At 62.5% G+C, this 19,198-nt stretch carries 20 protein-coding genes; 12 read left to right on the forward strand and 8 right to left on the reverse strand.

The window, feature by feature from the left end; translation table 11 throughout:
* The first annotated feature begins 16 nt into the window (after positions 1-16).
* Both AC3WTO_RS02365 and AC3WTO_RS02370 read left to right on the forward strand, forming a co-directional pair.
* Positions 17-406, forward strand: a complete 390-nt coding sequence (locus AC3WTO_RS02365) for a hypothetical protein (protein ID WP_492459074.1) — start codon at positions 17-19, stop codon at positions 404-406.
* A gap of 98 nt (positions 407-504) precedes the next feature.
* Positions 505-1,449, forward strand: coding sequence for a glycine--tRNA ligase subunit alpha (locus tag AC3WTO_RS02370; protein ID WP_492459075.1), 945 nt, complete (start codon positions 505-507; stop codon positions 1,447-1,449).
* A gap of 2 nt (positions 1,450-1,451) precedes the next feature.
* On the opposite strand, the gene AC3WTO_RS02375 is transcribed toward AC3WTO_RS02370, so the two are convergent.
* Complete coding sequence (locus AC3WTO_RS02375) at positions 1,452-1,646, reverse strand: hypothetical protein (RefSeq protein ID WP_492459076.1); 195 nt, start codon at positions 1,644-1,646, stop codon at positions 1,452-1,454.
* A 191-nt stretch (positions 1,647-1,837) separates the two neighbouring features.
* On the opposite strand from AC3WTO_RS02375, the gene glyS reads away from it, so the two are divergent.
* Positions 1,838-4,009 carry a glycine--tRNA ligase subunit beta gene (glyS, locus tag AC3WTO_RS02380; RefSeq protein ID WP_492459077.1) on the forward strand — a complete coding sequence of 724 codons (2,172 nt, stop codon included), beginning with the start codon at positions 1,838-1,840 and terminating at the stop codon, positions 4,007-4,009.
* A 144-nt stretch (positions 4,010-4,153) separates the two neighbouring features.
* Positions 4,154-4,444 carry a hypothetical protein gene (locus AC3WTO_RS02385; RefSeq protein WP_492459078.1) on the forward strand — a complete coding sequence of 97 codons (291 nt, stop codon included), beginning with the start codon at positions 4,154-4,156 and terminating at the stop codon, positions 4,442-4,444.
* Positions 4,445-4,564: 120 nt separating this feature from the next.
* On the opposite strand, the gene AC3WTO_RS02390 is transcribed toward AC3WTO_RS02385, so the two are convergent.
* A complete protein-coding gene (locus tag AC3WTO_RS02390) occupies positions 4,565-4,942 on the reverse strand; it encodes a hypothetical protein (RefSeq protein WP_492459079.1) in 378 nt (125 codons plus the stop codon).
* A gap of 155 nt (positions 4,943-5,097) precedes the next feature.
* Between AC3WTO_RS02390 and AC3WTO_RS02395 the strand changes: the two genes are divergently transcribed.
* The 3 genes from AC3WTO_RS02395 to AC3WTO_RS02405 all read left to right on the forward strand — a co-directional run bounded on the left by AC3WTO_RS02395 (position 5,098) and on the right by AC3WTO_RS02405 (position 8,251).
* Positions 5,098-6,069, forward strand: a complete 972-nt coding sequence (locus AC3WTO_RS02395) for an L-threonylcarbamoyladenylate synthase (protein ID WP_492459080.1) — start codon at positions 5,098-5,100, stop codon at positions 6,067-6,069.
* A 9-nt stretch (positions 6,070-6,078) separates the two neighbouring features.
* The gene (locus tag AC3WTO_RS02400) at positions 6,079-7,503 is read left to right on the forward strand and encodes an FAD-binding oxidoreductase (RefSeq protein WP_492459081.1); all 1,425 of its coding nucleotides are present in this window, start codon (positions 6,079-6,081) and stop codon (positions 7,501-7,503) included.
* A 181-nt stretch (positions 7,504-7,684) separates the two neighbouring features.
* Complete coding sequence (locus AC3WTO_RS02405) at positions 7,685-8,251, forward strand: DUF6101 family protein (RefSeq protein ID WP_492459082.1); 567 nt, start codon at positions 7,685-7,687, stop codon at positions 8,249-8,251.
* 158 nt (positions 8,252-8,409) lie between these two features.
* On the opposite strand, the gene ubiA is transcribed toward AC3WTO_RS02405, so the two are convergent.
* Positions 8,410-9,393 carry a 4-hydroxybenzoate octaprenyltransferase gene (gene ubiA, locus AC3WTO_RS02410; RefSeq protein WP_492460018.1) on the reverse strand — a complete coding sequence of 328 codons (984 nt, stop codon included), beginning with the start codon at positions 9,391-9,393 and terminating at the stop codon, positions 8,410-8,412.
* Between the two features lie 65 nt (positions 9,394-9,458).
* Positions 9,459-9,998, reverse strand: coding sequence for a GNAT family N-acetyltransferase (locus tag AC3WTO_RS02415; protein ID WP_492459083.1), 540 nt, complete (start codon positions 9,996-9,998; stop codon positions 9,459-9,461).
* Positions 9,999-10,192: 194 nt separating this feature from the next.
* Between AC3WTO_RS02415 and purD the strand changes: the two genes are divergently transcribed.
* The gene (purD, locus tag AC3WTO_RS02420) at positions 10,193-11,470 is read left to right on the forward strand and encodes a phosphoribosylamine--glycine ligase (RefSeq protein ID WP_492459084.1); all 1,278 of its coding nucleotides are present in this window, start codon (positions 10,193-10,195) and stop codon (positions 11,468-11,470) included.
* The gene (gene arsC, locus AC3WTO_RS02425) at positions 11,467-11,880 is read left to right on the forward strand and encodes an arsenate reductase (glutaredoxin) (protein ID WP_492459085.1); all 414 of its coding nucleotides are present in this window, start codon (positions 11,467-11,469) and stop codon (positions 11,878-11,880) included. Before purD ends, arsC begins: the two co-directional genes overlap by 4 nt.
* Positions 11,881-11,891: 11 nt before the next feature.
* Here arsC and AC3WTO_RS02430 read toward each other — a convergent pair whose 3' ends face one another.
* Both AC3WTO_RS02430 and AC3WTO_RS02435 read right to left on the reverse strand, forming a co-directional pair.
* Complete coding sequence (locus AC3WTO_RS02430; protein WP_492460019.1) at positions 11,892-13,034, reverse strand: glycoside hydrolase family 25 protein; 1,143 nt, start codon at positions 13,032-13,034, stop codon at positions 11,892-11,894.
* A 119-nt stretch (positions 13,035-13,153) separates the two neighbouring features.
* Positions 13,154-14,005, reverse strand: coding sequence for a LysR family transcriptional regulator (locus tag AC3WTO_RS02435; RefSeq protein WP_492459086.1), 852 nt, complete (start codon positions 14,003-14,005; stop codon positions 13,154-13,156).
* Between the two features lie 92 nt (positions 14,006-14,097).
* Between AC3WTO_RS02435 and AC3WTO_RS02440 the strand changes: the two genes are divergently transcribed.
* The 3 genes from AC3WTO_RS02440 to AC3WTO_RS02450 all read left to right on the forward strand — a co-directional run bounded on the left by AC3WTO_RS02440 (position 14,098) and on the right by AC3WTO_RS02450 (position 17,872).
* Complete coding sequence (locus AC3WTO_RS02440) at positions 14,098-15,111, forward strand: zinc-dependent alcohol dehydrogenase family protein (RefSeq protein ID WP_492459088.1); 1,014 nt, start codon at positions 14,098-14,100, stop codon at positions 15,109-15,111.
* Positions 15,112-15,321: 210 nt separating this feature from the next.
* Positions 15,322-17,091, forward strand: a complete 1,770-nt coding sequence (locus AC3WTO_RS02445) for an acyl-CoA dehydrogenase family protein (protein WP_492459089.1) — start codon at positions 15,322-15,324, stop codon at positions 17,089-17,091.
* A gap of 25 nt (positions 17,092-17,116) precedes the next feature.
* The gene (locus tag AC3WTO_RS02450; protein WP_492459090.1) at positions 17,117-17,872 is read left to right on the forward strand and encodes a crotonase/enoyl-CoA hydratase family protein; all 756 of its coding nucleotides are present in this window, start codon (positions 17,117-17,119) and stop codon (positions 17,870-17,872) included.
* Between the two features lie 69 nt (positions 17,873-17,941).
* Here AC3WTO_RS02450 and AC3WTO_RS02455 read toward each other — a convergent pair whose 3' ends face one another.
* Complete coding sequence (locus tag AC3WTO_RS02455; RefSeq protein WP_492459091.1) at positions 17,942-18,388, reverse strand: BA14K family protein; 447 nt, start codon at positions 18,386-18,388, stop codon at positions 17,942-17,944.
* 128 nt (positions 18,389-18,516) lie between these two features.
* Positions 18,517-19,149: a LysE family translocator gene (locus AC3WTO_RS02460; protein WP_492459093.1), complete on the reverse strand. Its 633-nt coding sequence runs from the start codon at positions 19,147-19,149 to the stop codon at positions 18,517-18,519.
* Positions 19,150-19,198: the final 49 nt, after the last annotated feature.

The raw sequence follows: 19,198 nt of genomic DNA on the forward strand, positions 1-19,198 counted from the left end.
TGGTAAGTTTGGGGGTATGGCGATGCTGCGCGTGTGCCTGTCTTTGGCGATCTTGCTGCCTTCTGCGGCCATGGCGGACGAAATCAGGATCTACGGCCGCTGGAATACGGCCAACGGTCCATTGACCATCAGCCGGCTCGACACGGGCGAGTACGCGATCGTTTTTGACAGATATGCGGGCAGAACCGTCGGCAAACTGGCCGACAATGTCCTCAGCGGAACCTGGCAGGATGTGGTGAAAACACAGCCATGTTCAGCCGAACAGGACGGATCGACCTACTGGGGTACGTTCAGCATCAGTTTTTATGGCCCACCGGCGATCAAGAAACCAGCATTCCAGGGAATTCTGGCCTTTTGCGAGAACCCGAACGAGGGCACCAATTTTTCGGGAGAGTTGGCAGACTGATCGGCACCTGCCTGCTGTTATCGTCTCGTCGCCTTGACGCCTTTCCCCCTCGGCACTAGGGAGTGGCGCATCCTGCAGCTCCCCCCATCGAGGCCGCCGTGACCGCCGAACTTCCCGCCAATCTGGACCCCAAGCGCTCGTTCCAGGGCCTTATCCTGACGCTGCACAATTATTGGGCTGCGCATGGTTGTGTCATCCTGCAGCCATACGACATGGAAGTGGGGGCCGGTACGTTTCATCCGGCGACGACGCTGCGCGCGCTCGGCCCTCGTCGATGGAACGCTGCCTATGTGCAGCCGTCACGCCGCCCGAAGGACGGTCGCTACGGCGAGAACCCGAACCGGCTGCAGCATTATTATCAGTATCAGGTCATCCTGAAGCCGAACCCGTCGAACCTGCAGGAGCTTTATCTCGGCTCGCTGAAGGCGATCGGCATCGATCCGCTGCTGCATGACATCCGTTTCGTCGAGGACGACTGGGAAAGCCCGACGCTCGGCGCCTGGGGGCTCGGCTGGGAATGCTGGTGCGACGGCATGGAAGTGTCGCAGTTCACCTATTTCCAGCAGGTCTGCGGTATCGAATGCGCTCCGGTGGCGGGTGAGCTGACCTACGGGCTGGAGCGGCTCGCCATGTATGTGCAGGGCGTCGACAATGTCTACGACCTGAACTTCAACGGCATGGAAGGGCCGGATCGCGTTTCTTACGGCGAGGTCTTCCTGCAGGCAGAGCAGGAGTATTCGCGGCACAATTTCGAGCATGCCAACACGGCCATGCTGCTGCGTCATTTCGAGGATGCGGAAGCCGAGTGCAAGGCGTTGCTGGAGGCTGGCGCGCCTGATGCGAACGCCAATGTCGCCATGCACAAGATGGTGTTCCCAGCTTACGATCAATGCATCAAGGCCAGCCATGTCTTCAACCTGCTCGACGCGCGCGGCGTGATCTCGGTCACCGAGCGACAGAGCTACATCCTGCGTGTGCGCAATTTGGCCAAGGCTTGTGGCGAAGCTTTCCTGCTGACCGAGGCTGGTGGAATGGCTGCCTGAGCTTAACCTTCGTCGGCCAATTCGGCGTCGATGATAGCAGCAGGAAGGGACTGGCGATCGGGTCCAGCGATCGTCTTCAAGGCTTGTCGCACGCCTGGCATCCTGAATTCGGCAGGCGCCTCGACCTGATTGACGAAGCAGGCGCTCAGCGCGATGACCTGAAGCAGTGTCGATGCTGTTTTCATGGTGTCGGCCAATGGTTTCCCGTCTGAGCGTTGACCGCTTCAGCGCTGAGTTTCAGTGATGTCGTTGTGTCCCTAGGACGGGTCACGCAGCTGCTTCCCGACACGCCGGTCTAAATTTTCATCGACCGGTTCGCTCGCACGAAGGGTGACAGGGCGCGGACGACTTGCTATTGCCGCCGCAGCTTTCCCGTTTGAGACCGACCATGCCCGATCTGCTTCTTGAACTACGTTCCGAGGAAATCCCTGCTCGCATGCAGAGGAAGGCCGCCGGTGATCTGAAGAAGATGCTGACCGACGGTCTTGTCGAGGCGGGTCTTACCTATGAGGCGGCGCGCGAATATTGGACGCCACGCCGTCTGACGCTCGATGTTCGTGGTCTCACCGCACGCTCCAAGGATGTGCGCGAGGAGATCAAGGGGCCGTCGACCAAGGCGCCTGAGCAGGCGATCGAAGGGTTCCTGCGCAAGGCGGGCCTGGCATCGATTGCAGATGCCCATGTTCATTCCGATCCGAAGAAGGGCGATTTCTACGTTGCCCATATCTCCAAGCCTGGCCGCGCCGCTGAAGACGTGATCGCCGAACTGGTTCCGACCATCATTCGCAGCTTCCCCTGGCCCAAGTCGATGCGCTGGGGGCCTGCGTCGGCCAAACCCGGCTCCTTGCGCTGGGTGCGTCCGCTGCAGTCCATCGTCTGTACCTTCGGCCCGGAAACCGAGGAGCCGGTGGTCGTCGATTTCGAGATCGACGGTATCCGCGCCGGCAACGTCACCTATGGCCACCGTTTCCATGCGCCTGGGGCCATCACGGTCAAGCGATTCGACGATTATGCCGCGAAGCTTGAGGCAGCCAAGGTCGTTATCGACGCCGAGCGGCGCAAGGAGATCATCCTGGCCGATGCCCGCAACCTGACCTTCGCTAATGGGCTGGACCTGGTCGAGGACGATGGGCTGCTCGAAGAGGTCTCCGGCCTGGTCGAATGGCCGGTGGTTCTGATGGGCGAGTTCGAGCAGGCTTTCCTGGCGATCCCGCCGGAAGTGATCCGCCTGACCATCCGCGCCAACCAGAAGTGTTTCGTCACCCGCCCGCAAGGCGAGGCGGAAGAGCTCTCCAACCGCTTCATCCTTACCGCCAACATCGAAGCCAAGGACGGCGGCGCCGAGATCGCTCATGGCAACGGCAAGGTCGTGCGTGCGCGCTTGTCGGATGCACTCTACTTCTGGAACACCGATCAGGGTGACCTGCCGGACCTCGGCGCGCTGGAAAACTCTGCTGCAAAGTTCGATCTTGATCTTGCCAAACCGCTCGACCAGCGCATGGCCAGGCTCGACCATCTCAATGTCACCTTCCATGCCAAGCTGGGCACGCAGGGCGCGCGCGTCGAGCGCATCCGCACACTCGCCCGTAAAATTGCCCTGATCGTCGGTGCGGATCCGGTTTCGGCCGAACGCGCCGCGGTTTTGGCCAAGGCCGATCTGCAGACCGAAGTGGTGGGTGAATTCCCGGAGCTGCAGGGCGCCATGGGTCGCAAATATGCACTCCTCCAGGGTGAAGACGCTTCCGTGGCGGCAGCGATCGAGGAACATTACAAACCGCAGGGACCGTCAGACCGTGTGCCGACCGATCCAGTGTCGGTTTCGGTGGCGCTGGCCGACAAACTCGACACGCTGGTCGGGTTCTGGGTGATCGACGAGAAGCCGACCGGTTCGAAGGATCCCTACGCCTTGCGCCGCGCTGCGCTGGGCGTGATCAGAATCTTGATCGAGAACGGGGCACGGTTGGGCCTGCGCAAAGTCTTTGACGAGGCCAACAAGGCCAGAACAACGGCGGTGGTGTCGGACCAGGCCGGTGATTGGGCTGCCGACCTTCTCTCTTTCTTCCACGACCGCCTGAAGGTTTATCTGCGCGATCAGGGCGCACGCCACGATCTGATCGATGCCGTCATCACGCCGGACGCCGATGACCTGTTGACTGTCGCGCGTCGGGTCGAGGCGCTCGGCAAGCTGCTTGAAGCCGAAGACGGCAAAAACCTTCTGGCCGGCACCAAGCGCGCGGCCAACATCCTCGCGGCCGAGGAGAAGAAGGGCACGGCAGTGGCTGCTGCTGTCGATCCGGCACTGTTCCGCGACGACGCGGAGAAAAGTCTGTTCGGCGCGATCGATCAGGTGGAAGCCCAGGCAGGCGAAGCCATTGGCCGGGAAGATTTTTCCGGCGCCATGGTGGCGCTGAGCACACTGCGCGAGCCGGTCGACACGTTCTTCGACAAGGTTCTCGTCAACGACGACGACACCGCTGTGCGGGCGAACCGTCTGGCGCTGTTGTCGCGAATCCGAAGCGCAACCGATCGTGTCGCCGATTTCTCGAAGATCGCCGGCTGATCGTCGAAATCGGGGCGCCGGCAGGCGCTCTGATCAGCTATTTCAGAGACTTGTGAAATAGCCGGCCGAGCCGGCTTACAGTCATATGGCGATGATGTCGGCGTGGGACAAATCGGGTGTCAACTCGAACCCACGGAGGCTTTCATGACATTCGTTGCCGAACCAGAAATGATTGAAGACACCCTGGCCTCTGACGAGGCGCTGCTCGAAGCTACCCCCGAATACGAACTCGAAGCTCGTGACGACGACGAGGTCGTGCTCTCGGACGATGAGGATGAGCAGGACGACGACGGCGAGGAATCCGAAGACGAGTCCGACGATGAAGATGAGTCCGAGGATGGCGAAGAAGCCGCCGAAGACGAGGACGAGTCTGAAGACGGCGAAGAGACCGCCGAGGACGACGGCGAGGAAGACGAAGCCAAGGCCGCTGCCTAAACCTGGTTGCGAACGGGCGGATGGCGTTACGCCGTCTCGGTCCTTTCTATGCATCCACGACCGAATTCGCTGGGCGGGCAGGGCGACGATAGGCGCTTTGCCCGCTTGGACGGTGATTTCCTAACGCGCTGCTTCGGACTTGGGCCTCCCAGCCAAGCCATCCTTCCCGGCTTTTGCGGATATCTCGGTTGCCGGTTGTTTGCTGTTTGCCGCAGCCTTGGCGACATGACGGGGCAAGGCGCTGCCCACGACACCATTGCGGATCACCATCGTTGCAGTTGCTGGCCGGCCGCGGTCGGGAATGGCCGAAACCTTCTCATGTGTCACCGCCGGCATAGCGCCTTCGCCGGCCTGCACCATCGACGTGCCCGGTTCTTCGGCCGGAAAAACCACCGAAGGTGTTGCCGCTGGCGCGGCATCGCTGAAATAGACCAGCGAGGACGCCTGTGCTGTACCCGCCATGCACAGGCCGAAAAATGCGGTTGCCATGCCACGCATGAAGCTATCCCCTTGCCCAAACTCCCGTCCTGCACCCTAACGTAACCCTATTGATATCGGCTTACGGTGGTCCGACGCATTTTAGTGATAGGCGCGTCAGGCTTGCTCATGGTCGCGCCGCGTATTACGCAGCCGCCTCAAACAAGGTTGTGATCGTGGCCGACATCATATCTGCCCTCGAGGCTCTGGAACCTGCGCTGGCTCTGCTCGAAGCCGGCGAGGTTGTCGCCATTCCGACCGAGACCGTTTACGGCCTTGCCGGTGACGCCACCAACGGCCAGGCGGTTGCCCGTATCTTCGAAGCCAAGGGCCGGCCACGGTTCAACCCGCTGATTGCCCATGTTGCGGACATGGCGATGGCCGAGCGCTTGGCGGTATTCGATCCACTGTCGTGCAAGCTGGCGCAAGCTTTCTGGCCAGGACCTTTGACACTGGTGTTGCCGTTGAGGCAGGAAGCTGGGATCCATCCGCTGGTGAGTGCGGGCCTGGACACGGTTGCGCTGCGTATGCCCAAGGGCTTCGGCGGCGAGCTCATCCGCCGCCTTGGCCGTCCGCTGGCGGCACCCTCGGCCAATTCGTCAGGCAAGATCAGCGCCACGACCGCACATGCTGTGGCCGATGATCTCGGCAGTCGCATCAAGCTCGTCGTCGATGGCGGCGCAACGCCGGTCGGACTGGAATCGACCATCGTCAAGGTAGAACACGAAGGTTTGCGCCTTCTGCGCCCGGGCGGCGTCGCTGCTGCCGAAATCGAGGCGGTGGCGGGCGTGCAGCTCCTGCGCGGCGCCAGCGGCATCCAGGCACCGGGAATGCTGGCTTCGCACTACGCGCCAGGCGCTGCGATGCGGCTGGGTGTTGAAAAGGTGGCATCCGGAGAGGCCCTGCTGGCCTTCGGTCCCAGGAGGGCTGCCGGCTGGCAGGCGGCCGTCGCTGTGAAGAACCTGTCCGAGCGTGGCGACCTTACCGAAGCGGCTGCCAATCTGTTCGCTTTCATGCAGGATCTCGACCGTGTCGGTGTAGCGGTCATCGCCGTCGAACCGGTGCCTCGCGACGGTCTTGGTGAAGCGATCAACGACCGGCTCGCCCGTGCTGCCGCGCCGCGTGACAAACCGCTTCTGGAGCCCTAGTTCTTGGGCATGACCGACACCGATCTCTCCTCCAGCCTTCTCCAGCGTTTCGCAGATATCGTCGGCGCCAAATACGCTTTGCGCGACCAGACCGACATCGCTCCCTATCTGATCGAGCGTCGGGGGCTCTGGCATGGCCGTACACCGTTGGTACTACGCCCTGGCAGTGTCGAGGAAGTGAGCCGCATCATGCGGCTGGCCACCGAGACGCGCACGCCGGTCGTGCCGCAAAGCGGCAATACCGGACTGGTGGGGGGCCAGGTGCCGGATGCGTCCGGCCATCAGATCGTGCTCTCGTTGTCGAGGTTGAACCGCATTCGTGAAATCGACCCGCAGTCGAACACTGCGACCGTTGAGGCTGGCGTCATCCTGCAGTCATTGCAGGAGGCCGCAGACGTTGCCGACCGACTGTTTCCATTGTCGCTGGCTGCGCAGGGTTCGTGCCAGATCGGCGGCAATCTTTCTTCCAATGCTGGTGGCACGGGTGTCCTTGCTTATGGCAATGCACGCGAACTTTGCCTCGGTGTTGAAGTGGTCTTGCCGACAGGAGAGGTTTTCGACGATCTGCGCAAATTGAAGAAGGACAACACCGGCTACGATCTGAAGAACCTGTTCGTCGGTGCTGAGGGAACGCTGGGCATCATCACGGCCGCCGTCATGAAGCTCTTTCCGAAGCCGAAAGGGCGCGAGGTCGCCTTTGTCGGCCTGCCGTCGCCGCAGGCTGCCCTCGGTCTTTTCAACCTGGCCGAAGACCGTGCGGGGCCGGCGTTGACCGCTTTCGAGCTGATCGCCAAAACACCCTACGATTTCACGCTGCGCCATGGTGCCGGCGTCATCCGTCCTTTGGCCGAGGATTGGCCCTGGTATGTGCTGATGCAGGTATCGTCGGGTCGTTCGGCCGAGGACGCCAGGGCGTTGATCGAGGACATCCTGTCGGAAGGCCTGGAGAAGGGGCTGGCGCAGGATGCGGTGATTGCCGCGAGCCTTGCGCAGGCCGATGCCTTCTGGAACTTCCGCGAAACGCTGCCGGAAACGCAGAAGGCAGAGGGCGCTTCGATCAAACATGACATTTCCGTGCCGATCGCCTCGATCCCGTCATTCATAGAGCGGGGCGCCAAGGCCGTCGCTTCGGTCGATCCCGGTGCGCGCGTCGTCTGCTTCGGCCACATGGGCGACGGCAACCTTCACTACAACATTTCAAGGCCCGTCGACGGCGACGACAAGGCCTTCCTCGATCTCTATCGGCCGATGAACAAGGCCGTGCATGATGTCGTGCGTTCGCTGAACGGCTCCATCTCGGCCGAGCACGGCATTGGCCAACTGAAACGCGACGAGCTGATTGCGACTGCGCCGCCCATGGCGATCGAGCTGATGCGCCGGGTGAAGGCGTCCTTCGACCCTGCCGGCATCATGAATCCCGATAAGGTTATCTGATCGTTTCGAAAGTCTCCGTTGGTGGGATTCCAATAACCATCTGGAAGATCAGCAAAATTTAACCGACTTTTTTAAGCCGGCCGGTAAGGAGCCGCCGCTAGTCTCTCCCCATAACGAGGCGGGAAAACCCGCACGGAGATGACCGGGATACCCGGCTCTCAGGAGAGACAGGAAGGCATCCATGAACACCGGACTGAAGCCAGTCTGGGCTGGGCGCAATATGCGCCTCGACCCTTTTCGCCTGCCGCAGGTGGTGAGCTACGCCGCCCGCGACGACGCCGGCGACATCACGCTCACCATTGATCGGCGAGGGGCCATCATGCGGCGCAAGCTGCAGATGAGCGGCATGCCCGTCGTGATCGCCCTGCCGGCCAAGGCTTTTCGTGGCGTTGCCGCGCGCGCCATGGAAGATGAGGACGGCAATGTCACGGTGACGCTGGAACTGCTGCATACGGACGCGCTGCTCTCGGTGCCGCTGCTGGTTGCCGACGATCTCGATGATATCGCTGCCGACTGGCGCGCCTGGGCCGAAGCTTTCGGCCTGCCGATGCTGCTGATCGAGGCAGACGGTGTTGCACGCACGCTTGAGGAGTCGCTGGGCGCCGCAATCAAGACGCAGCCGCCACGGGCGCGCCGCAAGGGCCGCATCTCCACGACCCGCCGTCCGCGCTTCCTGGCACGCCGCCGTACCGGCAATCTGGGCCTTCGGCTGGTCATCGGCGGTGAGGAGATCATCGCGCGCGAATAGCGCATTGTTCGGAATACATTATCGAAACAAAGGTCAGCGGCACGATGGTTGCTGACCTTTTGCAGTTGCAGCGGAATACCTTTGTCGGATCCGCTCTGGCTCTTTGTTTTTACGCAATTCCGGACGGAAAACCGCTGCGCACTTTTCCTGGAATTGCTCTAGAGCATAGGCTTCACCGCCACCCATACCGCTCCGCCGATCAAGCCGATGAAGATCAGCCAGCCGACCTGGTTGTTCGAGCGGAACAGCTTGAGACACTGCTCCGGATTGTCGATGTCCAGCGTTACGATCTGCCTTGCCATATGCGCGCCGGCAGCAATCAGGCCGGCCAGCGCCACGACCGGCACTTGAGCCGAGGCGAACGCTACGGCGAAACACATCAATGCACCGGCATAGAGCCCGGCCAGCCACGACTTGGTGTTTTCACCGAACAGGCGCGCGGTCGAGCGCACGCCGACGATGGCGTCGTCTTCCTTGTCCTGGTGGGCGTAGATGGTGTCATAGCCGATCACCCATAGGATCGAGCCGATGTAGAGCAGGAAGGCCGGGGCATCGAGATCGGCGAACTCGCTTGCCCAGCCCATCAATGCCCCCCATGAAAAGGCAAGGCCGAGCCCGAACTGCGGCCAGTTGGTAAAGCGCTTCAGGAACGGATAGATCGCCACCACGGCCAGCGAGCAGATGCCGAGCAGGATGGCGAAGCCGTTGAACTGGACGAGCACCAGCAGTCCGACGAGTGCCTGCAGGATCAGGAAAGTCCAGGCCTGTTTGCGGCTGACCTTGCCGGACGGCAGCGGCCGCGAACGGGTGCGCTCCACCTGGTTGTCGATGTCCTGGTCGACGAGGTCGTTATAGGTGCAGCCGGCGCCACGCATGGCGACGGCGCCGAGCAGGAACAGGATCAGCGTCGACGGCAGCGGAAGCAGCGAAAGCATGCTGTCTTCCGGCCGCGCATAGGCGCTGGCGGCAAGTGCCGCCGACCACCAGCAGGGCCACAGCAGCAACTGCCAGCCGATCGGCCGGTCCCAGCGCGCAAGCTGCGCGTAGGGCCACAGCCAGCGCGGTAGCACGCGATAGACCCAGTGCCCGCTCGGCGCGTCGGCGACACGTCCCTGGGCCGATTTCGACTGTATGGTTTCCATCGCCGTGGAGTGGCAGGCCACGGCGCGGGCGTCAAGCAGACATGATGTCTCGAAGACCTGTATCGCTAGGGTTGGCGCTCGAACGGCAGATACCAAAACAGCGCAATCTCGCGGGTGCCGGGGTGGAGTCCGCGATAGAAAAACCGGTCGATCCCACCGAGCTGAAAGCCCTGCCTCTCGTAGAAACGGCATGCGGTCAGGTTGTTGTTCTGCGTTTCCAGCGAAAGCCCTGGCAAACGCTGCTCCCGCGCCCAGCTTTTGGCATGGTCGAACAGGCGGATACCGATGCCGCCGGCGCGATGCGGGCGGTCCACGCCGAAATGGTCGAGCAGGCCGTAACCGTTCCAGTTACGGGTGGCGGAAAGCCGGCCGATAGGCGCGCCATCCAGCAAGGCGACAAACAGTGCGCTGTTGTCGTCCCATTCCTCGTCGCCTTCATCCGACTTGTTGTAGCTCTTCACGTAGGGTTCGGTGGCGATCCGCTGCCATTCGGCGACCGGTGTGCCGAAGGCCGGTTCGAGATAGGCATCAACCTCGAAGCTGAAGTCGGCTTGGCCAGCGGCGTCGAAGAGGAGGGGATCGGCACGTTCGATGGTGACGGGCATGAACAAATCCTTCTGTGCATGGCTCCTCCGGGAATTGAAAGATCATGCAGCAAAACGAAGGGGCTTTGGGGGCAGATAGTCAGCCAGCCGCCGGCCTACAATGCCGTAGCGGTTGATATGGATGATCGCGCCTTGACCTGCCGCGTCATCGCCAATAGCCAGAGCGGGCTACACGGATGGGCGAGGTTGCCGACATGAACGTTCTTCTCCTCGGTTCCGGCGGACGCGAACACGCGCTGGCCTGGAAACTCGCCGCCTCGCCGCTGCTGACCAGGCTCTACGCCGCGCCCGGCAATCCGGGCATTGCCGAACAGGCCGAGCTGGTTGCGCTCGATGTCGGCAATCACGAAGCCGTGGCTGCCTTTTGCCGTGACATGAAGATCGATCTCGTCGTCGTCGGTCCGGAAGCGCCGCTGGTGGCCGGAATCGCCGACGATTTGCGTGCTGCGGGCATCCGTGTCTTCGGACCCTCCAAGGCGGCGGCGCGTTTGGAGGGCTCAAAAGGCTTCACCAAGGATCTGTGCGCCCGCTTCAACATCCCGACCGCCGCTTACGGGCGCTTCGACAATCTGGCGGCTGCGCGCGCCTATGTTGAAAAGGTCGGTGCGCCGATCGTCATCAAGGCCGACGGGCTTGCGGCCGGCAAGGGTGTCACGGTCGCCATGACTTTGCCCGAGGCGCTGGATGCGCTGAATGCCTGTTTCGATGGTTCGTTCGGCAGCGCCGGCGCTGAAGTCGTGGTCGAGGAATTCATGACTGGCGAGGAGGCGAGCTTCTTCTGCCTGTGTGATGGCACGACGGCGCTGCCTTTCGGCACGGCACAGGATCACAAGCGTGTCGGCGATGGGGACGTCGGTCCCAACACCGGTGGCATGGGCGCTTATTCGCCGGCGCCGGTGATGACACCCGATATGGTCGAACGTACCATGCGCGAGATCATCGAGCCGACCATGCGCGGCATGGCCGAACTCGGGTCGCCCTTCGCCGGTGTGCTGTTTGCAGGGCTGATGATCACCGACCAGGGGCCGCGGCTGATCGAGTACAACACCCGCTTCGGCGATCCGGAATGCCAGGTGCTGATGATGCGGTTGAAAGACGACCTGCTCGTCCTGCTGAATGCCGCCGCCGATGGCCAGCTTGCGCATATGTCGGTGCGTTGGCGGGATGAGGTGGCGCTTACGGTGGTTATGGCTGCCTCGGGCTATCCCGGCACGCCCGAAAAGGGTTCGGTGATCCGCGGCATCGATGCGGCGCGGGCCGAAGGTGCGGAAGTCTTCCATGCCGGCACCGCGGTCAACGCCGGCGCTTTGGTTGCCAATGGCGGCCGTGTGCTCAACGTCTCGGCCACCGGCCGTACCGTCGCCGAGGCGCAGCAGCGCGCCTATGCCGCCGTCGATCGCATTGACTGGCCGCAGGGGTTCTGCCGCCGTGACATCGGCTGGCGCGCTGTCGAGCGCGAAGTGGGACGATGAGCGTCACCATCTACCACAATCCGGCCTGCGGCACTTCGCGCAACGCACTGGCCATGATCCGTGCTTCCGGCGAGGAGCCCGAGATCATTGAATATCTGAAGACACCGCCGTCGCGCGCCAGACTGGTGGAACTGTTGCGCCTGATGGGCATGACGCCGAAACAGCTGTTGCGCCAGAAGGACACGCCCTATGCGGAACTGCGGCTCTATGATCCGCATTTCAGCGAGGAAGACATCCTCAATTTCATGATGGACTATCCGATCCTCATCAACCGGCCGATCGTGGTGACGGAAAAGGGTGCGGTGTTGGCCCGGCCTTCTGAGCGGGTTCTCGAAATCCTCGCCAATCCCGACATTGGCGATTTCGTCAAGGAAGACGGCGAGGTGGTGCACACTTCCGCTCGCCGTTGACGCTTCGAAGATCAGCGCTCCGCAGGAGTGGTCGCGGCCTTGGCCGGCTTGATCGAGCCTGTCGCGATCGGATCGACGCCGGTCGGTGGCGTATCTTGCGATACCAGCACAGCCTGGGTTCTATGCCTGACAGCGGCGACGTACGCGGCGATGCCGCGCATCTGTTTCGCCACCAGCAGCGGTGGGCGACGGAATGCATTGCGCAGCGCGACCAGGCGCGCCCGCAGCGCCGCGCCGAGCTCATCCAGTGTCGGCGGCGCTGCTACGGCCGCATAGGTGAGACGTTCCCCACGCATGCCGGCCTCTCGCGACAGCGGCACTGGCACGCTTGCCAGATAGTCGGCCGGCACGTCGATCAGGGCGCCGAATGGCCATTGGTTGCGTAATTCGGCCGCGTCCATCGGCGCGACATTGACGTCGATGTCGTTGGGTGTGCCGGCCGCGCGATAGGGGCAGGAGAGGCGCCCGCAATTGGCCTGCGCGGCGAACTGCCAAAGCGCATAGCCGTTCCAGTGACCTTTCGGGAAACTGGCGCCGACCTCCGGCTTGTAGCGCGCATACCAGAGTGGCAGCCGGGAGAGCAGGCGGTAGCGATAGCGGTTGGTGGCGATGTGGCTGGCGGTGACCTCATTGGTGTAGAGGATAGGAAAACGGCCGACGCGGCGGTGGACTTGCCGCACGAACTCTTCGGCGTCCTCCAGCGACATCCATTTGTCGGGGTCGTTGTCCTCGATGTCCAGGGCGAGTAGGTCATCGGGGCCGGGTTCGGCGAAATCGATAAAATTGTCGGCCTGTTCGACCGGGTTGCCCGGGCGGGCGAGGTGATAGGCGCCCCACTCCAGCCCCAGTGCCTTTGCCACCACCTTGCGTGTCTGGAACAGTTCGCGCGCCACGGCATGCCGGCGCCAGAGCGCTTTGCACAACCGCTGCTCGGTCTCGGTGCCGGTACAGGAGTAGGGCGGCGGCATGCCGTCCGAAGCCTTGTTGATGAAGCCGACGATGCGCTTGTCGGAGGCCAGCGCGTTCCAGTCGATGGGGTTGTATTCATAAGCGTCGATGACCAGTGCACGGTCTTCCTTTTTCCAAGGTTCGGAAAAGTCGGAAGCCATGACCGCGCCCGTCGCCATCGCCAGGCCTGCTGCCAGCGTCGCCATGCGGAAGAATTGTCGCGTGCGGCCAGTCAAGGGCGTACTCCGCTCACTGACCGTCGATCCTGAACGGCCATGGTTAATGAACGGTTTTCGCACGGTGTATTGGCTAACGAGTTGCGCTCTCAACCTGCAATGAACGCGCGGATTTCAGCGGCCAGACCGTCCGCGACCTTCGTCATCGGGCCGAGATGCGGCGAGCACACCATCAGCACGTCAAGTTTCAGTCCGCCAACTGCGACATCGACCTGTTCGACGCCTTGCGGTTTTGTCTGGTCGAGCAGGCGCTTCGGAAAAAGCCCCAGCCCAAATCCCTGCCGCACCAGTCCCATCTGCAGGCCGGCATCCTCGATCTCTGCGGTGAGGAGCAGGGGACGGTTCTGTTCGGCAAGGCGGCTGGCAAGGCGCCGACGTGCGTCGCAGGGTTCGGGGCTCAGTATCCAGCCGTTTTGCTGAATTCCTCTCGCGATCAGTTCGCGCGAGCCAATCGTGACCAGTTCTTCCTCACCGATGGGCTCCGCCTGATAGAAAAGCGATTTGTCGGACAGCAGGATTGCCGCGTCGAGCAGGCCGAGGCGATGCTGCTCGGCGAGGTCGGCGCTCCAGCCCGATTTGAGACGCAGCGACACATGCGGAAAGCGGGCAATGACGGTTGCGACGCGTTCCGCCAGGCTGTGATGGGCGAGACCGTTGACGAGGCCGAGGCGGAACACCCCATCCGGTTCCGGCGTGGCCGCGATGGCTTTCAGTCTGGTGAAGCCGTCCAGGATCTCACGGCTTCGCGCCAGCACATCCTGGCCTGTTGGCGTCAGTGTCGGCGGTTTCTGCCTGCGGTCGAGAAGCTGGACACCCAGCGCCTGCTCCAGCCGCTGGATCTGGCGGCTGACAGCGGGCTGTGTCAGCGGCAGCCGCCGCGCGACCTTCTGGATCGAGCCTTCCTCGGCAAACAGCACGAAGGTGCGCAGTTCTTCAATCATGCAGCATGAACATAATCATTCTGCTTATTATGAATTTGAAGGCGATCCGGCGCAAGGTCATTCTGGCGGTGTCAAAACTGGAGATACCGCTCATGAAAGCGATTGTGTTGCAGGACAGGCCAGGCGTGGAAAACCTTCGTATCGTCGATCGCGCGGTGCCGGTGCCACGCCGCCAGGAAATCCTGATCAGTGTGCGTGCCATGGCTCTCAACTATCGCGATGTCGAGATCGTCAACGGCAGCTATCATACCGACTTTACCTTGCCGCTTGTGCCGCTGTCGGATGGCGTCGGCGAGGTGGTCGCGATCGGCGATGAGGTAACGCGTTTCAAGATCGGGGACCGCGTCTGCTCGACCTTCTGGCAGCGCTGGGCTGGCGGCTCCTTCCGAATGGCCGAGCCGGCCTATCAGCGGGGCGGCCCGATCGACGGCTTGCTGGCGGACTATGCGGTGCTCGACGAACAGGCTGCGGTGCTGGCGCCGAAGAACCTCAGCGATGTCGAAGCCGCGACCTTGCCTTGCGCGGCGGTGACCGCATGGCATGCGCTTGTCACGCTGGGGACCGTGAAGGCCGGTGACACGGTCCTGATTCAGGGCACCGGCGGCGTTTCACTCTTTGCCTTGCTGTTCGCCAAGGCGAATGGAGCACGGGTCATTGTCACGTCCAGCAGCGACGAAAAACTGCAGCGTGCGCTGGCGATGGGTGCCTTTGCCGGCGTCAACTACCGGCAAAATCCCGAATGGGCCGACGTTGTCCTGAAACTGACGGACGGGCGCGGCATCGACCATGTCATCGAGGTTGGAGGGCCGGGTAGCTTCGAACAGTCGCTGAAAGCATCAGCGCGCTGCGGGCAGATCAACGTGATCGGCTATCTTGGCGGTACCGTTGGAACGATCAACCCGCTCGATATATTCAGGAAGCAGGTCCAGGTCCGCGGCATTCCGGTCGGATCGCGTGAATCCTTTGAGGCGATGGTTCGCGCCATCGAGGCCCTTGACCTGAAACCTGTGATCGACAGGACGTTCATGTGGACCGAGGTTGCTGCCGCGATTCGCTACCTGGAAAGCGGATCTCATTTCGGCAAGGTCGCCCTGCTGCACGAATGAGATCCGCGCATGGTGCGATTGGCTCCAGATCCAGGGCCGCCACCATCGATCTTTGCAGCTATAGGTGGCCATTGAAACCTTCACAGAATCCGCGTGACAAAATTTGACGTTTACGTAAAAGTATGTCGGTGGGCGGCATTGCACCATAGCACTGTTGCGTCGCAACGTAGGCGCGCGGCAGGATCGCGCGCCATCAGAGGAGGAGACGGCATGTATCGGGCACCGGTCGCGGATATCGCCTTTACCTTGAAACATGTCGCAGGGTTGAAACCCGCTCTCGATGCCGGGTCGTTTGGCGAACTTGGTGAGGATCTGGTCGATGCCGTGCTGGAAGAAGCGGGCCGTTTCGCCACCGACGAAGTGGCACCGCTCTACAAGATCGGCGACGAGACTGGCGCGATCCTGAAAGACGCCGCCGTGACCATGCCGGCGGGGTGGAAGGATGTTTACCGTCGCTGGATCGAAGGCGGCTGGAACGGTCTGTCCGCACCCGAGGAGTTTGGCGGCCAGGCGCTGCCAACCATGCTGGGTGTCGCGGCACTTGAGATGTGGAACTCGGCCGCCATGGCCTTCGGCATTGGCCCGACGCTCACCATGGGGGCGGTCGAAGCGTTGCACAAGCACGCCTCAGACGAGCTCAAGGCAAAATACCTGGCCAAGCTGGTATCGGGCGAATGGATGGGCACCATGAACCTGACCGAGCCGCAGGCTGGGTCTGATCTCGCGGCCCTGCGCACGCGCGCCGAACCAGCCGGGGATGGCACCTATCGCCTGTTCGGCCAGAAGATCTTCATCACCTATGGCGAGCATGATTTCACCGACAACATCGTGCATCTGGTGCTGGCGCGCCTGCCTGACGCTCCAGCCGGCACGCGCGGCATCTCGCTGTTCCTGGTGCCCAAATTCCTGGTCAATGAAGACGGGTCGCTCGGCGCCCGCAACGACGTGTTTTGTTCCGGCATCGAGCACAAGCTCGGCATTCACGCCTCCCCGACATGTACGATGATCTATGGTGACGGTTTCGGTGGCGTCGCGCCTGGTGCGATCGGCTGGCTGATCGGCGAGGAAAACAAGGGCCTCACCTGCATGTTCACGATGATGAACAACGCCCGTCTGGCCGTCGGCATGCAGGGGGTGGCGGTGGCAGAGGCGGCCTATCAGAAGGCGCTGGCCTATGCGAACGAACGCCGGCAGGGCAAGGCAGCTAGCTATGCCGGCAACGGCATGGCGCCCATCGTTCACCATGCCGATGTGCAACGCAACCTCCTCACCATGAAGGCGCTGACCGAGATCGCGCGTTCGATCAGCTATTCCTGCGCACATGCACTCGACATGGCGCATATTTCAGAGGGCGACGCCGCTGGCCACTGGCGCGACCGTGCCAATCTGCTGACCCCGCTGGCCAAGGCTTTCTCGACGGATGCCGGCGTCGATGTGGCGTCGCTTGGCGTGCAGATCCATGGTGGCATGGGTTTTATCGAAGAGACAGGCGCGGCCGCCTATTATCGCGACGCGCGCATTGCGCCGATCTACGAGGGCACCAACGGCATCCAGGCAATCGACCTGGTGACGCGAAAGCTGCCGCTGGGCGGCGGCCAGCATGTGTACGGCTATATCGATGAGCTGAAGGCGGTGGCTGCCGATGTTCGCGCTTCGAACCGTCCTGGTTTTGGCCGCACGGCGGACTTGCTTGACCGCGCGCTGGCTGACCTCGTGGAAGTCACGCAGTTCCTGCAGGCACGCTTGGCGGACGGCAGCCAGGAGACCGCCCTTGCCGGGGCAACGCCATATCTCAGGCTGATTTCGCTCGCCGCGGGCGGTGCCTATCTGGCACGTGGCGCGCTGGCCGCCGAGCAGCGTCAATCGCTGTGCCGTTTCTATGCCGAAAACATGCTGGGCGAGACCACAACGCTGAAGGAACGCGTGCTTGGCGGCGCCGAAAGCCTGGTGGAAGCCGGCAAGGCGTTGATCTCGGCCTGACCATTTCACAACAAGGAAGACAATCGTGACGCATCACATCGTAGTCGAGCGCCAGGGCGCGGTTCAGATCATCCGCATGAACCGGGCCGACAAGAAGAATGCGCTGACCCGCGCCATGTATGCGGCGATGGCTGCGGCGCTGGGCGAAGCGGATGCCGATCCGCAAGTGCGCGCGACCGTCTTCTTTGGCCTGCCGGGCGCATTCTCGTCCGGCAATGACCTGGCCGATTTCCTGGCTGTCGCTACCGGCGGAGAGGGTGGCCGCGAGGTGTGGGATTTTCTGCTGGCGCTGGCACGGTCGCAAAAGCCGCTGCTGTCGGGTGTCGACGGCATCGCCGTCGGCATCGGCACCACGCTCAATCTGCACTGTGACCTGACCTTCGCCACGCCAAGGACCATCTTCCGCACGCCGTTTGTCGATCTCGGCCTTGTGCCCGAGGCGGCATCCAGCCTGCTCGTGCCACGCATTATCGGGCGCCAGGATGCATTCGCTCTGCTTGGGCTGGGGGAAGGCTTCTCAGCGGAGCGCGCCAAGGCGGCTGGGCTGATCTATGCCATCGTCGGTGAAGATACGCTGGAAGCGGCCGTGCTTGCCAAGGCCGAAGAGATCGCGGCCAAGCCGCCGCAGGCGCTGAAGATCGCCCGGGACCTGATGCTGGGTTCGCGCGAGGAAGTCGTCGCACGCATTGAGGAAGAGGGCCGGCACTTCGGCGAGCGCCTGAAGTCGGACGAGGCTCGCGCCGCCTTTGTGGCCTTCATGAACCGCAAGAAGGCGGGTTAGCTGCAACAACGCGCCGGCCCGCAATCCAGTCGGATTTCGGGCCGACGCGTTTACATCAGGTCATATCCCTCACCGATAGGGCGAGATGCACTGCTGGCGCGGCCCGTAGTTGGGCTGGAAGGTATTGTCCGACACGCGATAGGAGCGATAGCGGTCGTAGCACCAGCGCACATGCGCGTTGCTCAACCGTGCCGGATAGGCCGGACGATAGGCGGGGCGCCCCTGGTTGGCGATCGCACCGCCGATGATGGCGCCGGCGATGAAAGCCGCCGGCGGGAACCACATGCCGTTGTGGCGTTTCCAGCCTGGCCGTGCATCACGATAGCCGCGATGGCCGTTGTAATAGTAGCGGTCGCCGTCGCGATAGAAGCCGCGCCGGTTCTGCACCTGCAGGATGTCGCTGTTCGTTTCGACGGTAGGCCTTTGCATCGGAGCCGCCTGGCCAGGCGTTGCCGAAGTGGCAAAAGCGGTGAACACGGTCGCAACCGCGCAAAGGGTGGAAATCAGCTTTTTCATCACATTCCTCGTTCGGTTAGAAACTTCGGATGCGAGAAGCTTCGCAGCCGAGGTGTGAACCGAACCTGAACGGCTGCATTAAATATTTGTAATGTCTGGATAAACGGCGTTTTGCTTGTCTGAGGGGATTAGCGCTGCTCCACGGCTATGCGGATACCCAGCCCGATCAACAACGTTCCGGTCAGGCCTTCGACCGTTCGCCGTATCTGGGGTCGGCGCAGGAAGTCGCCTGCTTTGGCAATGAACGCCGCATAGAGGGCGAGCCAGGCAAAGGTCATGACCGAGAAGACGATGCCCAGGGAGAGCAGGGCGGCGAACGTGGCGCCGGCGGTAGGTACGAATTGCGGCAACAGGCTGGCGAAGAACACCGCCATCTTCGGATTGCCGAGATCGCTGATGATGCCTTGCCGGAAAGCGGAAAGCCCGGACAGCCGCAACTGGGGCTGATGCAAGGTATCGACGAGGTTGTCGGCGGTCGGCCACAGCGCCTCGCGCAATGCCTGGATGCCGAGAAAAACCAGATATGCCGCGCCTGCATATTTCACGGCCATGAAGATAGGCTCGGAGGCCGTCAGCAGGGTGACTGCACCGGCGCTTGTCGCAAGCGCCCAGATCGCCTGTCCACAGGCGATGCCCAGCGCTGTCATGAGCCCGGCGGCACGGCCGCCGAGCAAGCTGTTGCGGATTGTGATCGCGGTATCCGGCCCGGGCGTGGCGATGACGATGAACGACACGCCCAGGAATGCCAGGAACAAGATCATTGCCGGTCTTCCTTTGAGGATGTGACCGGCAAATCCTACACGATCCGTG

It is taken from the genome of Mesorhizobium sp. EU05-FHT14A09 (assembly GCF_058790995.1).

Bases quoted from the DNA above. Each gene is read 5' to 3' on its own strand.
- AC3WTO_RS02365 (WP_492459074.1), top strand. From the start codon at position 17: ATGGCGATGCTGCGCGTGTGCCTGTCTTTGGCGATCTTGCTGCCTTCT.
- glyS (WP_492459077.1), top strand. From the start codon at position 1,838: ATGCCCGATCTGCTTCTTGAACTACGTTCCGAGGAAATCCCTGCTCGC.
- AC3WTO_RS02385 (WP_492459078.1), top strand. From the start codon at position 4,154: ATGACATTCGTTGCCGAACCAGAAATGATTGAAGACACCCTGGCCTCT.
- AC3WTO_RS02390 (WP_492459079.1), bottom strand. From the start codon at position 4,942: ATGCGTGGCATGGCAACCGCATTTTTCGGCCTGTGCATGGCGGGTACA.
- AC3WTO_RS02400 (WP_492459081.1), top strand. From the start codon at position 6,079: ATGACCGACACCGATCTCTCCTCCAGCCTTCTCCAGCGTTTCGCAGAT.
- AC3WTO_RS02405 (WP_492459082.1), top strand. From the start codon at position 7,685: ATGAACACCGGACTGAAGCCAGTCTGGGCTGGGCGCAATATGCGCCTC.
- ubiA (WP_492460018.1), bottom strand. From the start codon at position 9,393: ATGGAAACCATACAGTCGAAATCGGCCCAGGGACGTGTCGCCGACGCG.
- AC3WTO_RS02415 (WP_492459083.1), bottom strand. From the start codon at position 9,998: ATGCCCGTCACCATCGAACGTGCCGATCCCCTCCTCTTCGACGCCGCT.
- purD (WP_492459084.1), top strand. From the start codon at position 10,193: ATGAACGTTCTTCTCCTCGGTTCCGGCGGACGCGAACACGCGCTGGCC.
- arsC (WP_492459085.1), top strand. From the start codon at position 11,467: ATGAGCGTCACCATCTACCACAATCCGGCCTGCGGCACTTCGCGCAAC.
- AC3WTO_RS02430 (WP_492460019.1), bottom strand. From the start codon at position 13,034: ATGGCGACGCTGGCAGCAGGCCTGGCGATGGCGACGGGCGCGGTCATG.
- AC3WTO_RS02435 (WP_492459086.1), bottom strand. From the start codon at position 14,005: ATGATTGAAGAACTGCGCACCTTCGTGCTGTTTGCCGAGGAAGGCTCG.
- AC3WTO_RS02440 (WP_492459088.1), top strand. From the start codon at position 14,098: ATGAAAGCGATTGTGTTGCAGGACAGGCCAGGCGTGGAAAACCTTCGT.
- AC3WTO_RS02445 (WP_492459089.1), top strand. From the start codon at position 15,322: ATGTATCGGGCACCGGTCGCGGATATCGCCTTTACCTTGAAACATGTC.
- AC3WTO_RS02455 (WP_492459091.1), bottom strand. From the start codon at position 18,388: ATGAAAAAGCTGATTTCCACCCTTTGCGCGGTTGCGACCGTGTTCACC.
- AC3WTO_RS02460 (WP_492459093.1), bottom strand. From the start codon at position 19,149: ATGATCTTGTTCCTGGCATTCCTGGGCGTGTCGTTCATCGTCATCGCC.